Below are 14614 nucleotides of genomic sequence, written 5' to 3'. Positions count from 1 at the left end.
TGATTCTGTTCCTATAAAAAAAGCCCCTGTTTCCAGAGGCTTTAATCAAATAGTAAAATATCAGTTACTTTACAATAACTCTTTTAAGATCTCCTTCAGAAGTTTTTACAAGATAAACTCCTGTAGAAAGATTAGTCGTAGTAATGGTTAAGGCATTCTTTTCCTTTCCAATCAATTTTCCGGACATATCATATAATTCGTAGTCCTGTTTTCTGTTGAAATATAAAATGTTCCCTTTATTCACAGGGTTAGGGAAAACATTGAAAGTTGCTTTTTCCTGTTTTACTTCACCGGTTGCCAAAGTTGGTGGTACTGCCACTTCATACATAGATAAAGTTCCGCTGATCTCATTGGCAACAATGACATAGCCTTTTTGGGTTGTAGTATTTTCAGGGGCAATATAAATAATTCCTTCAGGTCCGTTATCACCTCCATAAGCTGATGTAGAACGGGAATGCTTGTAATCTGTAAAAGTAGGATTGTTCGGATTGGTAATATTATAAACCATTACACCTCCTGTTCTTTCTAAAGTAATGAAAGCGTAAGTCTGCCCGTTGATGCTTCCCAATGTTACCCCTTCCGGTTCGGGACCTTTCGCCCGGCTTCTGTTCTTAATAGCATTAGATTCATTATCAGCATTGAAAATCAATGGATGTTTGGCTGAAATATATCGTTCAAACTGATCTCCACTGTCATACACCTGCTGTTTTGTATCCGCATTGAAAATAGAGAATGAACGTGCTCCTAAAGCAGCAATTTCCTCAAAATCAGAATCACTATCTGTATTTCCGGTAGCCGAAGAAACTCTGAATCTTCCAAGATTATGCGATGCTTTTAAAATATTAGCATTCGGGAATATAGCAGGATCTAAAGTATAATTATTAGCTCCTACTGTAGTTCTTTCACTATATCCTGACAGATCTTTTTCATCACCTTCATTGGCGGTTACAATATAATTTGTATTTCCTACTTTATAGTTTTGAACAGCATCAGGGATATAATATGCTTTTACAGGCCAGTTTGCGATAAGAACTTCGCCATTGTTATCAGAAGCATCAAAACCGTTTCCGGGAACACTCATATCTTTTTTACCCAATCCCCAGATCCCGGTAATAGCTTTGTTAAAAAGATCAACTTCAGCAATAGCATTGTTTTCCTGAAGTGTTATCCAGGCTTTTTTACTGTCTGAGCTTATGGTGATGTATTCCGGTTCCAGATCCTGAGATAAAGTATTATTTGTTCTGACCTTTCTTAAACCTGTAGCCGTTAAAGCAGCAACCTGAGAATCAAAACTATTAAAATTCAGCGTTGTCACATTACTCTGTGTCAGATTACCAATTCCCCCTGAAATATCAATAATACTGATGGTTCCTTCAGGGTCTACGGTGTAAGCATCATTGGGTTCTCCTTCATTGGCTGTCATTACTTTGGTTCCGTCAGGAGTAAAAGCTACCATATCCGGTAAAGCTCCTACAGTTACTTGTTTGAGGAAGTTTCCATTAATGTCAAAAAAGACGACAGAACCATTTTGCTGAGGGTTAGTATTGGGAGAAGCGGCTGCGATAATACCATTTTTAACTGCAATACTGGTGATTCCACCATAAGCAGCCATATTTATTGTATTGATTACTGTTGGAGAGGAAGGAGTACTGAAATCAATAATATCAAAAACATCAGTAAGAGAGCTAATGGTAAACAATCTTTGAGTAGCAGGATCATGAACCACAATTTCCGTAGAACTGTTATTATTTCCTGAAGGATCAAAACTTCCGATGTAATTCAGCTGAATTTCATTAGAAGGAACGGGTGCCGGCTTATCATTATCTACAATATAAACCGTTGCAGAATTATCTCCCGAAATTGTTGCTCCCGTTGGGTTTTCAAGACTTACTACAAAATATTCAGCCTTTTGCTCTTCCAAAGTATCATCAATAATAGGAATATTAACGGTATAACTAGTAGTGGAAGGATTAATATTAATTGTTTGATTAGTCAGCGTAAAATCATTGCTGTCCGCAGTACTGAAAGGTGCCGGTTTCACGACAAGATTTACCGTGGCAGTTGAAGGATTAGCAATATTGATTTTAAAAGCAAGATTTCCTGCATTCTCATTGACTGTTATAAAGTTTTTATCAAGAGAAATTGAAGTTCCTGCTGTTGTAAATGTACTTGAAGTGACTGTTGCTATACCATTATCATTAAAATCCTCAACGGTATTGGGTTTCAAAGCAAGGTAATACGTTTGCCCCGGCACTAAGCCGGTAGTTGGAATGATAGTGATGATGTTGTTGCTAAAAGCAGTCGTAAAGGGAACTTGTGTACCTGTAGCATCTCCCAGTCGGAAGTCTACAAGATTTTGTGCATTAGAATCGTTTATCGCAGAATTATCCGTTAATCTTACATTTTCATTAAAAGAAATCGTAGGATTTACAGTCGTTGAAGCATTGTTTGTGTTGTTCGCAGGAAGGTAGGTTGTCGTTGGTGGAGTAGTGTCAATACCTCCAACTGGAGAAGCATCTACCGTAAAATTATCGAAACGGTTGTTTCCGCCAGTTCCTCCTCCGATTGCAGAAAACTCAACTTTTAATTTAAAATTGGGATTATTAGAAACTCCAGTAACCGTAGAAAAATCAAAAGTAATCAATTGAGGATTTCCATCTTGTGGATTCACTGTCTGATATGGGATAAAAGTAGTTCCGTCCGTTGTATAAGACCATGTTTGTGTTCCCGCTCCCTGTGCAGATCTCCTTGTTGTAAATTTTACAATAACATTATTATATCCTGTGGTAGGCAGGTTGAATTGCAATGCTCCACCAATGGGATTATTAAATCTCAAATGTGTTCCCCAGGCATCTCCGTTTCTTGCATTTAAATTTTCAAGATTAAAGTTTTGTCCGGTACCACCAGCAAAATCTATGACACTTGTACCTCCTGCTACAGACATAAGAGAACCATTCACCAAAGTAGACGATGGTGTTGTGATGGAAGCAGCAGAAGTATTATTGTTAAAATTCCAGTAATGGATAAGTGTCTGCCCGAAAAGTCCGCTATGGAAGAAGAATGCGGCAACGACAGACCCTTTTAATAGGTAGTTTTTGATCATTTTGTACTTCAATTAGATAAATACAAAAATGAACTTTATGTTTTGTAACTATTTTAATGGAATTTTAAGAAATGTTTAAAAAATAGGTTTATTTCTGATAAATTACAAAATTTTAATTAATAAGATTCATGTATACAGAATAGAAGCTATTTTGTGGGTTTACCGGAAAAATTCAAAATCGTTCCCGACTTTCCTTCCAGTGGATGTTTCTGCATATAGAAAAACCCTGAAACCGCAGTCAGAAGCAAGAGTACAAAAATAACCAGAACAATTCTTTTTAACATGTCTCTCATATCGCTAAATTTTTAATATCTCGAATTTCTAAAGTTGAAGTAGGGTACCCTTTTTTAACGGTATTGATCATAGCTCTTCCAACTTCGTGTAAAGTTAATGATTTTGACGGTAAAAAAATAGGGAAAATCCAAATAAATGGTTTAAAAAACCATTTTACATTCAATTGACCATCAACAGGTTTCATAAATCCCGGACGGAAATTGTATGCACCCTTGAAATTCATTTTCTTTAAAGCATTCTCTGTTCTGCCTTTAACTCTTGCCCACATGATTTTTCCACTTTCGGTACTGTCTGTACTTGCTCCTGATACATAACTGAAAATCATATTCGGGTTCTGATGTAAAACAACGTTTGCAAAATGTATTGTTGTATCGTAAGTGATTTTGGTATAATCTTCTTCGTTCATTCCCACACTACTGATTCCGGCACAAAAGAAACAGGCATCATAACCTTTGAGATTTTCATCATTAATATCGATGGATAGAAAGTCAGGAACAAGGTATTCTTTTAATTTAGGGTGAGTCTTTCCGGAAGATTTTCTGCTGATGCTTAGAATTTCAGAGACATTCGGGTTTTCAAGACATTCCATTAAAACACCTTCGCCTACCATTCCTGTTGCTCCTGTAAGAATTATTTTGATTGAGTCCATTGCTTTGCTATTGATAGTTGAATGACGAATGAAGGCGGAGAATTACTTTAATTTTTTTTAAGATAAAAGATAAAAGATAAAAGATAAAAGATAAAAGATAAAAGATAAAAGATAAAAGATAAAAGATAAAAGATATTGTTATTAAATTTCAATATTTGCTTAGCTATATCAATAGAGGCGGGCTTTAGACCTCCTAAATAATAAAATTCCACTGGCTTCAGCCAAAACTAAAAAAGACATGAATATTTTACAGAAAAATATGCTTTATAGAAATGTAGAGCCCGTTTTGCTTGAAATAGCTGTATAGAAAAAATAAAACCGAACAAAAAATTGCTCGGTTTTGTATTAAATTATGTTTTAAAAACTATTTTTTATGTTGTAACTGGCTATAAATATTTTGAATCAAACCATCTGCAACAGAAATCTTTGGAACAAAAATCTTACTGATATCTGCCCATGCCATTACATTGTTGAAAATACTCAAGGCATGAACCAATACATCAGCTCTGTCTTCTCTCAAACTATGCTTTGTCATTCTTTCTTCTACAGAAAGCTCATTGAATTCTTTGTAAACCTTTTTAAGATGAGATAAAGACATTGGTTTTCCGTCTTTAGTTTTGCTCATAGAGAACACTTTGTTAATGTTTCCTCCTGAACCAATAGCAACGATTGGTTTTTTGCTGACAATATTTTTCTTAATCTCTTCTTTCATTTCGTGCCAGTTCTCCATGGTCACAAGGTTGTTCAGAAGACGGATTGTTCCAATATTGAAAGATCTTTCATACACCATTTTTCCGTTTTCATAAAAAGTAAGCTCGGTAGAACCTCCCCCTACATCAATGTATAAATAAGCAAATTCTTTGTCAAGACCTTCTGCTACATGGTTTTCGTATATTAAAGTAGCTTCTTCATCCCCGGAGATAATCTCAATATTGATTCCTGAAGCATCCTTTACCTGTTTTATGATTTCATTACCATTGGCAGCATCACGCATTGCGCTGGTAGCACAGGCTCTGTAATGTTCTACTTTGTAGATTTTCATCAGATCACTGAAGATCTTCATAGAGTCGATCACCATTTTTTCTCTTTCGGGACCTATTTTTCCGATGGTAAAAACGTCCATTCCCAACCTCAGAGGAATTCTCAGAAGATTAAGCTTTATAAATTCTGGTTTTCTATTATTTATTTTTACTTCATTGATGAGAAGTCTTGCGGCATTACTTCCTATGTCTATTGCTGCTATCTTCATTTTTTGCTTGTTTTAGCCTTTAGATATTTATAGGTTTCTATTTGTGAGCGGCATTCATTTTTATCATTTCTTATATATTCATTGCTAAGCCTTTTATCTAAAATTCTAGCTTTTACATTGTCTCTGAGCTGAATATCAAGAATGTCCTTCAATTCCTTTTTAAGGTTTTTATCGGTAATTTTGGCTGCCGCTTCAATTCTATAGTCAAGGTTTCTGGTCATCCAGTCTGCAGAGGAAATATACATATCTTCAGCTCCTTTATTATAGAAATACATTACTCTGGCGTGTTCCAGATATTCATCCACAATGCTTATTGTCTTTATTTTTTCTTTAAAGTCTTTTTGATTAACCGCGCAGTAGATTCCTCTTACAATTCCTTTGACAGTAACCCCTACTTTGGCGGCATCATATAATTTTTCAATTAATAGTCTGTCGCTTAAGGAATTAACTTTTACTATTATTTCAGCTTTTCTACCTGCTTTGGCTTCCTCAATTTCTTTATCAATGTGGTGAACAATCTTTTCACGCATAAATTGGGGGCAAACTAGTAAATTTTTACAAGTTTTCAAAATCGGAAGGTAATCATCTTTTGGTTTTTTCAGAACATTGAATACTTTATTGATGTCTGCCATGATACCACGATCCGAAGTCAGAAGCAAATGATCACCATAGATTCTTGCCGTTTTTTCATTGAAGTTTCCGGTGCTTACAAATCCATACTGAATCGTTTTGTTGTGTGAACGTTTTTTGATAACACAAAGTTTAGCATGAACTTTCTTATTAGGAAGTCCTACAAGAACCGTAATCCCTTCCGGTTCCAGCATATCTTTCCACTCAAGATTAGATTCTTCATCAAACCTTGCCTGAAGCTCAAGCATGACCGTTACTTCCTTACCATTTCTCGCAGCATAGATCAATGCATTAATAATTTTTGAACTGCTGGCAAGACGATAAGCCGTAATCTGAATTGATTTTACATCAGGATCCATTGCCGCTTCGCGAAGAAGGTCAATAACGGGATTGTATTTATGATAAGGGAAAGTTAATAAGACATCTTCCTTTAGAATAACGTCAGTTACCCTTTCACCATGTTCAAATGCCTGATGCGTGAATGATGTTCTTTCCACAGGTCTTTCATACGTTTCAAAAACATCAGGAAAATCCATAAAATGTTTGAAATTATGAATCTTTCCTCCAGGGATAATACTATCTTTCTTGGTTAAATTCAACTTTCTGATAAGGAGCTCCAATAAAGCCTTATCCATATCTTTATCAAAAACAAATCGGGTAGGTTTTCCTTTTCGTCTGTTTTTAAGTCCTTTTTCTATTTTTTCTGCAAAATTGGTACGAATATCATTATCAAGATCCAGTTCTGCATCTTTTGTAACCTTAAAAGCATTGGCAGCAAAGTCATCATACCCGAAGTAAGAGAAAATATGAGGGAGATTGAATGTAATAACGTCTTCTAAAAGCATCACATTTTTCTCTTCAGGATCTTCTGTTGGAAGCAATACAAATCTTCCTACAAAACGGGACGGGATTTCAATGATGGCATAGTTACTTGAATACTGCCAGTCTTTTTTTCTCATGGCAACTCCAAGATAAAGACTTTTATCCCTTAAATAAGGCATGGGGGTATTTTCATGGAGAAGAATAGGGATGACATTAGATTCCACTACTTCATCAAAATATTTTCGGACAAACTCCTTTTGTAGTGCTGTCAGGTTTTTAGAATTCTTGATGAAAACTTTATGGTCAGCCATTTCTGTCTGGATCTTTTTCCAGGTTTTATCGAAATTTTGCTGTTGTCTCATTACTACTTCATTGATTCGTTGGAGAATTTTTGAAGGCGGTTGGTAGAATGATTCTGAGATCACCTTTTCTTTAAAATCCATGGCGCGCTTTAATCCGGCAACACGTACCCGGAAGAATTCATCCAGATTGTTGGAAAAAATTCCTAGGAAACGTATTCTTAAATGTAAGGGAACATTTTCGTCCATGGCTTCCTGTAGAACTCTTTCATTGAAGGCAAGCCATGTAATATCTCGTGGATTAAAGTGTATTGACATTCTAGATTTTTATGTTTTATCAAAAATAATGATTCATAAGTTTCTAATTTAATTTCTTAGGTTAAACTTTGATTAATTTTTGATGATTTGTGAATTAATTTGATTTATGATTCTGGTTTTCAGTTTGTTTGTGCTTTATTGGATATGGTGTAGTCATTCACAATATGGGGATTTTATTAATCATATTTTGCTTTTTTATAGAATAAAATATATGAACTAAAATGCGGATATCAGATTTGATGACTCTCTATCAAATATAATAATATGATTTTGAATATTTTTATTGAAAAGTCAATATATTTATAAAATTAATTATAGATAAAGAATAATACCATGAAAAAAACAATTATAATGAGTATGCTGCTGGCAGCAGGGATGATTAATGCCCAAAATAAAACAACCAAATACGGCGTTTTTGCAGGAGTAAACTTCAGTAGCCTTACAGGATCTGATGCTGATGAGTTTAAGTCCAGAACAGGATTTCATGTAGGTGGTTTTATCTGGAACTATCTTTCTGATAAAGTTTCTATTGATGTAGAGTTAGCTTATTCACAAATGGGAGCAGATTTTAGTACAACTATTCCATATGGTATTAATGAAATGGATGGACCTAAATCCGCTTCATTAAATGGAAAGTTAAAAACAGATTATTTAAGATTGCCGGTATTATTTAGTTATCATCCTATTAACGAGCTTTCCGTTTCTATAGGTCCTGAAATCGGAATACTTCTGAATAAAGAATTGGAATATAATCAAACTATTAATAGTTCAACAAAACAAAAGCCGGATAACTTACAGCAGTTTGATGCAGGCATAAAACTTAAAGCACAATATATTTTTGCAAAGCATTATCTGGCTTCGGTAGGCTACTATTTTGGTATGACAAAAGTTTATAAAAATGCAGAAGTTTATAACTTAAATTCATTGGTTATTGTAGATGCTCCTAAAGTGTACAATTCCAATCTTGGCATATCATTAGGCTATGTATTTTAGAAATAAGATAATGTCTTAGATTTTATATCGCAAATTCTTAATTTAATTAAGTTGAATTGATTGTTTTTAATGATTAATTTCTGTTTTTGTTGTTAAGTTAAGGATTATTTTCTTTTTATATTGTGTGTTGTTGTGTTGTATATGATTAGATTCTACTTTTGTTAAAAAAACAAAAATGAAAAAGAATCTATTATTTATGGCAGGATTTATCTTTGCTTTAAGTGTAAATGCGCAAAACAGAGGGTGTGGAACCTATGAAAAATTAGAACAATTTTATAAGAAAAACCCTGAAACAAGATTATTAGCAAAGGATCTGAATAGTTTTTTAACCCAGAAAAGATCTAATTCAGTTTCAAAAAGAACTGTAGTTACCATTCCTGTAGTTGTTCATGTTCTTTACAAAGATGCTACACAAAATATTTCAGAAGCTCAGATACAATCCCAATTAACAGCTCTCAACAATGATTTCAGAAAAACAAATTCTGACTTTAGCACAGTGGTTCCACCCGCATTTCAGGGTGTGGCTTCTGACATGGAAATTGCATTTTGCCTTGCTACCAAGGATCCTTTAGGTAATGTAACATCTGGAGTGATAAGAAAATCTGTTTCTTCATCCTTTAATTTTGATGATGATTATTATAATGGAAACGTCGGGGGAGATAATGCGTGGGATACTACAAAATATCTGAATATTTGGGTAGGAGCATTTACAAATCAAAGATTATTAGGCTGGGCATATCCTCCTGAAGCTGCGGGGTATGCTAACGATGGTTTGTGTATCACCTATCGTGCATTTGGTACGACAGGAACTGTTCAGGCTCCATATAATAAGGGAAGAACAGCAACGCATGAAATAGGACATTATTTTGGGCTTAATCATATCTGGGGACAGAGTAATGATCCTACACAATGTGGAACTGCTATCAATGATGATGGCTGCCCAGATACTCCAGCTACAATGCAACCTTATTTTAATACTCCTGTTTTTCCTAATAATGATCCAAACTATATCTGTACGCCCACTGCTGTAGGTGCCATGTTTATGAATTATATGGATTATGTAAATGACGCTGCCATGGCTATGTTTACTAATGATCAGAAAACAATTGCTCAAAATACACTCGCAGGACCAAGAGCAAGCCTGTTGAATTCAAATTCATGTGCTTTTTTATCTGTAAATGAGGTAGAAAAAACAAATTCTATTAACCTTTTTCCTAATCCTACTACTCAGTATATTTCTATAGCTTCTCCTCTTACTCCTATTGATGAGGTTGAAATTTTCAATGCAGAAGGAAGATTGGTCAAAAAAACTGTCATTAAAAACGAAACAGATAGAATTGATGTAAAAGATTTTGCCAATGGAGTCTATTATGTAAGAACTTATAACGGTAAAGACTTTGTCAAATCTATGAAGTTTATAAAAAAATAATGAAAATATTTCCAGATTAATATATGTGAAACCTCGATTATAACGAGGTTTTATTTTTGTTGTGTCATTTTGTCACTATTTTTTGAATGGTACAGATATTGTGAAATAGTGAGTGTAAATTAAATATAAAAATTAGAAAAAAATAAAAATATTATGAGTAAAATAATTGGAATTGACTTAGGAACAACCAACTCTTGTGTTGCTGTAATGGAGGGTAAAGACCCTGTTGTTATTCCTAACGCAGAAGGTAAAAGAACGACTCCTTCTATCGTAGCATTTACAGAAGACGGAGAGAGAAAAGTAGGGGATCCTGCAAAAAGACAGGCTGTAACAAACCCAACTAAAACTGTTTACTCTATCAAAAGATTTATCGGAACGCACTTTAAAGAAGATGCTAAAGAAATCTCAAGAGTACCTTATAAAGTTGTTGCTGGACCGAACGATACAGTAAAAGTAAAAATTGACGATAGAGAATATACTCCACAGGAAATTTCTGCAATGACTCTTCAGAAAATGAAGAAAACTGCTGAAGATTATCTTGGACAAGAAGTAACAAGAGCGGTAATCACTGTTCCTGCATACTTCAACGATGCACAAAGACAGGCTACTAAAGAAGCTGGTGAAATTGCAGGTCTTAAAGTAGAAAGAATTATCAACGAGCCTACAGCTGCAGCATTAGCTTACGGTCTTGATAAAAACCATAAAGATCAGAAAATCGCAGTATATGACCTTGGTGGTGGTACTTTCGATATCTCTATCCTTGATTTAGGAGACGGTGTATTCGAAGTATTATCTACAAACGGTGATACTCACTTAGGAGGTGATGACTTTGATGATGTGATCATCAACTGGATGGCTGACGAATTCAAAGCTGAAGAAGGTGTAGATTTAAAATCAGATGCAATCGCTCTTCAAAGATTGAAAGAAGCTGCTGAAAAAGCAAAAATCGAGTTATCTTCTTCTCCACAGACTGAGATCAACTTACCATATATCACAGCTACAGCTACAGGTCCTAAACACTTAGTGAAGACTTTAACTAAAGCTAAATTTGAGCAATTATCTGCAGATCTAGTAAGAAGATCTATGGAGCCGGTTGCTAAAGCATTAAAAGATGCAGGTTTATCAACTTCTGATATTGACGAAGTAATCTTGGTAGGTGGTTCTACAAGAATCCCAATCATTCAGGAAGAAGTAGAAAAATTCTTCGGTAAAAAACCATCTAAAGGTGTTAACCCGGATGAGGTTGTTGCTATTGGAGCAGCTATTCAGGGAGGTGTATTAACAGGAGACGTAAAAGACGTATTACTTCTTGACGTTACACCACTTTCTTTAGGTATCGAAACAATGGGTTCTGTATTCACTAAATTAATTGAAGCGAACACTACGATCCCAACTAAAAAATCTGAAGTATTCTCTACAGCTTCTGACAACCAACCAGCTGTAAGCATCAGAGTAGGACAAGGAGAGAGACCAATGTTCAACGATAATAAAGAAATCGGTAGATTCGACCTTACAGATATTCCACCAGCACCAAGAGGAGTTCCTCAAATCGAAGTAACTTTCGATATTGATGCAAACGGTATCTTAAGTGTATCTGCTAAAGATAAAGGAACTGGTAAAGAGCAGTCTATCAAAATCCAGGCTTCTTCAGGTCTTTCTGACGAAGAAATCGAAAGAATGAAGAAAGAAGCTCAGGAAAACTCTGCAGCTGATGCTAAGAGAAAAGAAGAAGTTGAAATCTTCAACAAAGCTGACGGATTGATCTTCCAGACAGAAAAGCAATTAAAAGAATTCGGTGAGAAACTTTCTGCTGACAAAAAAGCAGCAATCGAAGCAGCTCATGCAGAATTAAAAACTGCTTTCGAAGCTAAAAATGCTGATGATGTAAAAGCTAAAACTGAAGCATTAGACGCAGCATGGATGGCAGCTTCTGAAGAATTATATGCAGCAGGTCAACAGCCAGGTGCTGATGCAGGTGCTCAAAATGCAGGTGCAAACAACGCTGGAGGTGAAGATGTACAGGATGCAGATTTCGAAGAAGTTAAGTAATTACTGATTAGTAATAATCAATAAAACATAGCAAACCGCTATAGACATTAGTCTGTAGCGGTTTTTGTTTTTTTTGTCTCACTCGTTTTTAATCATATTTAATCGTTTTTAATTACATATCAGTACCATATTAGTACCGGCACTTAAGATGCGATGAAGTGACACTTAAGGATTTTTTTATTATCTTTAACCTTTCTAAGAATATGATTAAAAGGGTTAAAAGAGAATGTTTGCATTGTTCAGAGCAGTTTATACCAAAAACTGTTACTTCAGTTTATTGTAGTGAACAGTGTGGTAAAAAAGCTTATCAGAAAAGAAAGTCTTTGGAGAAATTAGAGCAAAAGAGACAAGATCTAATTGCTAAAATTCCAGAAGGTAAACTCTTTATAACTGTTCCCGAAGCTGTTCTAATTTTTGAAATTGGCAGAGAGACACTTTACAGACTTATAAGAAAAAAGAGAGTTCCTTCTATTAATGAAGGGGAACGGTTAATCAAAGTGGATAGAGCTGCTTTAGAGGAAATGTTTCCATTAGCATCAAAAGAAAAAGCTCAAAAGAAAGAAACAAATCCTTATTTGTATGATCTATCTATAGAAAACTGCTATACAATTGGAGAAATAGCAAAGAAATTTCAACTTCACGATACAAGTGTTTACAAGCACATTAGAAAATACTCCATACCAACTCGACAGATAGGCAATTATGTTTACGCACCAAAAGGCGAAATTGACAGAATTTACAATGGAATAATAGACTAAGCCCATGAAACAAATAACAAAAACTCAAGTAACGGTACGACTTCGTAAAGCTGAAGATCGTAATGAATGGTATCTTTACCTTGAAATTTTTCCTGTTTTCATAGCTGGTAAAGAAGAGCCGCAACGTGTTCGAGAATATCTAAATCGATCAGTAAAAACTATTGAATGGGATAAAAAGCGAGTGGCCAGAACTAATCTGAAGACAGGTGTAAAATCTTTTAAACCGAAAAGAGATGATAATGGCGTAATTATTTGTAGAGGTGAACGTGATTGCGAAACGATGTTATATGCAGATGGAATCCGAAAACTTCGACAAAAAGAATATGACAATGCTGACTTATATAATGAAAGTGATACACTTAAAGCACAACTTCAAGAAAAACAAAAAGAAAAATTTACGAACTATTGTAAGTTACTGTTAAAGAAGCGACACGGATCTGCTAATAGTTCCGATTCTATAAGGACTAATTGGAAGTGCCTTATAGAATTTATCGTGGAGTTTGCAGGAGATGATCTGCGATTTTCAAAAATTGACCTAAGCTTTGCTGATGATTTCAAAATGTATCTCCTATCTGCACCTTACAGGGGTAAAAAGAAAGGTACTCTTTCCAATAATACCGCTGCAACTTATTTTTCAATTTTTAAAGCAATTGTCAGCCAGGCTTTTATAGATGGATATTTTATGACTGACTTATCTGCAAAGATTAAAGGCATTGGAGATCAGGAATCTTTCCGCGAACATTTATCTATTGATGAGCTTAATCTTTTGTTTAATACTCCTTGTGATAATGATGAATTGAGAAGAGCTTCTCTTTTTTCAGCACTTACAGGTTTACGGCATTGCGATATTAAAAGACTTAGATGGAAAGAGCTCGATGTTCAAACCAACAGAATTAAAATTCAGTTTAGACAGAAGAAAACTAAAGGTGTAGAGTACACACCCATTTCAGAACAAGCTATTCAGTTATGCGGTGTCCCTAGATTACCCGAACAACTAGTATTCGAAAATTTGCAAGATAGCTCTTGGATTTCCAGACCTCTTGAAAAATGGATCCAAGCAGCCGGAATAACAAAACATATAACTTTTCATTGCTTTAGGCATACTTTTGCAACATTACAATTGTCTTTAGGTACCGATATTTATACAGTCAGTAAAATGCTAGGTCATACTAAGGTTACTACGACACAGATTTATGCTAAAGTAGTTGATGAACTTAAAGATAAGGCTGCTGGTGCAATAAAATTAAACACAACTGTTCAGAAAAAAACTCAAGAATTTTTACAATCAAACTAATAATGATAAAGATTAAACATTTTGAATCAATTTGTATGTACTTACCAATTATGGTAGTATGTATCCTCTTAGGTGCTTTAGTTAGGCTAAGTTTTATCAGCAAAGGAGCAGACTCTTTTACAGCAAATATTTTTTTTATGGCTGTAATTTTTACCGGACTAGTAGTTTATGCCGGCTTAAATCTATTATTGCATACTGTGTATGATGTTATCAAGAGAATAATTTTAAGAAGAAGATTACCAGTTTTAGTTAATGAGCCAATTTCTTTTTCTCCAGTTATTTCTGATTTACAAGAAGAATTAAAAGCAAAGAAAGAGATAATAATTAATGATCGCCTAAATGTAGCATTGAAATATACCCAAGAACAGTTTGCGCTCTACACATCTGAACCGGATTTGAAAAGTCTATGTGAATATGTTACAGCCTATTCAAAAAACGAGAAAATAGAAAATGTGAAAGCTGTCGTTGTACACACACTTTCTAAAACAGATTTGTATCATTTTGGTTGGAATATTTGGAAGCATTTTGATAGAAGAAATCAGATTGAGGTAGCAAGGTTTTTAAAAAGCATTTTCAAAATTTCTTTAAAGGATGTTGAAGAAGATTCAATCAAAAGCCACCTGAGAGATGATGAAAAAAAAGGTATCATAAAAATAGAAAAGAACATTACAGCATAATATCAATCACTAAAACTCAGTGTTTTTGAGTGTTTTCATCGTGTTTTAAA

11 protein-coding genes are annotated in these 14614 nt (G+C 34.6%); 6 read left to right on the top strand and 5 right to left on the bottom strand.

The window, feature by feature from the left end:
* Nucleotides 1-64: 64 nt before the first annotated feature.
* From BBI01_RS19215 to ppk1, 5 genes are all read right to left on the bottom strand, one after another.
* The gene (locus tag BBI01_RS19215) at nt 65-3103 is read right to left on the bottom strand and encodes a choice-of-anchor I family protein (RefSeq protein ID WP_065396254.1); all 3039 of its coding nucleotides are present in this window, start codon (nt 3101-3103) and stop codon (nt 65-67) included.
* 146 nt (nt 3104-3249) lie between these two features.
* Nucleotides 3250-3396: a hypothetical protein gene (locus BBI01_RS22920; protein WP_165602276.1), complete on the bottom strand. Its 147-nt coding sequence runs from the start codon at nt 3394-3396 to the stop codon at nt 3250-3252.
* Nucleotides 3393-4046, bottom strand: a complete 654-nt coding sequence (locus tag BBI01_RS19210; RefSeq protein WP_065396253.1) for an NAD-dependent epimerase/dehydratase family protein — start codon at nt 4044-4046, stop codon at nt 3393-3395. The genes BBI01_RS22920 and BBI01_RS19210 overlap by 4 nt, the downstream gene beginning before the upstream one ends.
* A gap of 364 nt (nt 4047-4410) precedes the next feature.
* Nucleotides 4411-5295: a Ppx/GppA phosphatase family protein gene (locus BBI01_RS19205; RefSeq protein WP_065396252.1), complete on the bottom strand. Its 885-nt coding sequence runs from the start codon at nt 5293-5295 to the stop codon at nt 4411-4413.
* Nucleotides 5292-7364, bottom strand: coding sequence for a polyphosphate kinase 1 (gene ppk1, locus BBI01_RS19200; protein ID WP_065396251.1), 2073 nt, complete (start codon nt 7362-7364; stop codon nt 5292-5294). Before ppk1 ends, BBI01_RS19205 begins: the two co-directional genes overlap by 4 nt.
* A gap of 333 nt (nt 7365-7697) precedes the next feature.
* On the opposite strand from ppk1, the gene BBI01_RS19195 reads away from it, so the two are divergent.
* From BBI01_RS19195 to BBI01_RS19170, 6 genes are all read left to right on the top strand, one after another.
* Nucleotides 7698-8357, top strand: coding sequence for a porin family protein (locus tag BBI01_RS19195; protein ID WP_065396250.1), 660 nt, complete (start codon nt 7698-7700; stop codon nt 8355-8357).
* Between the two features lie 175 nt (nt 8358-8532).
* Nucleotides 8533-9786 (top strand): zinc-dependent metalloprotease, encoded by a 1254-nt coding sequence (locus tag BBI01_RS19190; RefSeq protein ID WP_083190162.1) that lies wholly within the window; start codon nt 8533-8535, stop codon nt 9784-9786.
* Nucleotides 9787-9939: 153 nt separating this feature from the next.
* Nucleotides 9940-11835: a molecular chaperone DnaK gene (gene dnaK / locus BBI01_RS19185; protein ID WP_065396248.1), complete on the top strand. Its 1896-nt coding sequence runs from the start codon at nt 9940-9942 to the stop codon at nt 11833-11835.
* A gap of 203 nt (nt 11836-12038) precedes the next feature.
* The gene (locus BBI01_RS19180) at nt 12039-12593 is read left to right on the top strand and encodes a helix-turn-helix domain-containing protein (protein ID WP_065396247.1); all 555 of its coding nucleotides are present in this window, start codon (nt 12039-12041) and stop codon (nt 12591-12593) included.
* 4 nt (nt 12594-12597) lie between these two features.
* Complete coding sequence (locus BBI01_RS19175; protein ID WP_065396246.1) at nt 12598-13887, top strand: site-specific integrase; 1290 nt, start codon at nt 12598-12600, stop codon at nt 13885-13887.
* Between the two features lie 35 nt (nt 13888-13922).
* On the top strand, nt 13923-14564 hold the full coding sequence (locus tag BBI01_RS19170) for a mobilization protein (protein WP_123862182.1): 642 nt from the start codon (nt 13923-13925) through the stop codon (nt 14562-14564).
* Nucleotides 14565-14614: the final 50 nt, after the last annotated feature.

Source organism: Chryseobacterium artocarpi, from assembly GCF_001684975.1.
GTDB lineage: Bacteria > Bacteroidota > Bacteroidia > Flavobacteriales > Weeksellaceae > Chryseobacterium > Chryseobacterium artocarpi.
The sequence above is the reverse complement of the archived record's forward strand: the minus strand, read 5'-3'. Positions and strand labels throughout refer to the sequence as shown.

What these genes read in the sequence shown, in the direction of transcription:
- BBI01_RS19215 (WP_065396254.1), bottom strand. Translation starts at nt 3,103, where the DNA reads ATGATCAAAAACTACCTATTAAAAGGGTCTGTCGTTGCCGCATTCTTC.
- BBI01_RS22920 (WP_165602276.1), bottom strand. Translation starts at nt 3,396, where the DNA reads ATGAGAGACATGTTAAAAAGAATTGTTCTGGTTATTTTTGTACTCTTG.
- BBI01_RS19210 (WP_065396253.1), bottom strand. Translation starts at nt 4,046, where the DNA reads ATGGACTCAATCAAAATAATTCTTACAGGAGCAACAGGAATGGTAGGC.
- BBI01_RS19205 (WP_065396252.1), bottom strand. Translation starts at nt 5,295, where the DNA reads ATGAAGATAGCAGCAATAGACATAGGAAGTAATGCCGCAAGACTTCTC.
- ppk1 (WP_065396251.1), bottom strand. Translation starts at nt 7,364, where the DNA reads ATGTCAATACACTTTAATCCACGAGATATTACATGGCTTGCCTTCAAT.
- BBI01_RS19195 (WP_065396250.1), top strand. Translation starts at nt 7,698, where the DNA reads ATGAAAAAAACAATTATAATGAGTATGCTGCTGGCAGCAGGGATGATT.
- BBI01_RS19190 (WP_083190162.1), top strand. Translation starts at nt 8,533, where the DNA reads ATGAAAAAGAATCTATTATTTATGGCAGGATTTATCTTTGCTTTAAGT.
- dnaK (WP_065396248.1), top strand. Translation starts at nt 9,940, where the DNA reads ATGAGTAAAATAATTGGAATTGACTTAGGAACAACCAACTCTTGTGTT.
- BBI01_RS19180 (WP_065396247.1), top strand. Translation starts at nt 12,039, where the DNA reads ATGATTAAAAGGGTTAAAAGAGAATGTTTGCATTGTTCAGAGCAGTTT.
- BBI01_RS19175 (WP_065396246.1), top strand. Translation starts at nt 12,598, where the DNA reads ATGAAACAAATAACAAAAACTCAAGTAACGGTACGACTTCGTAAAGCT.
- BBI01_RS19170 (WP_123862182.1), top strand. Translation starts at nt 13,923, where the DNA reads ATGTACTTACCAATTATGGTAGTATGTATCCTCTTAGGTGCTTTAGTT.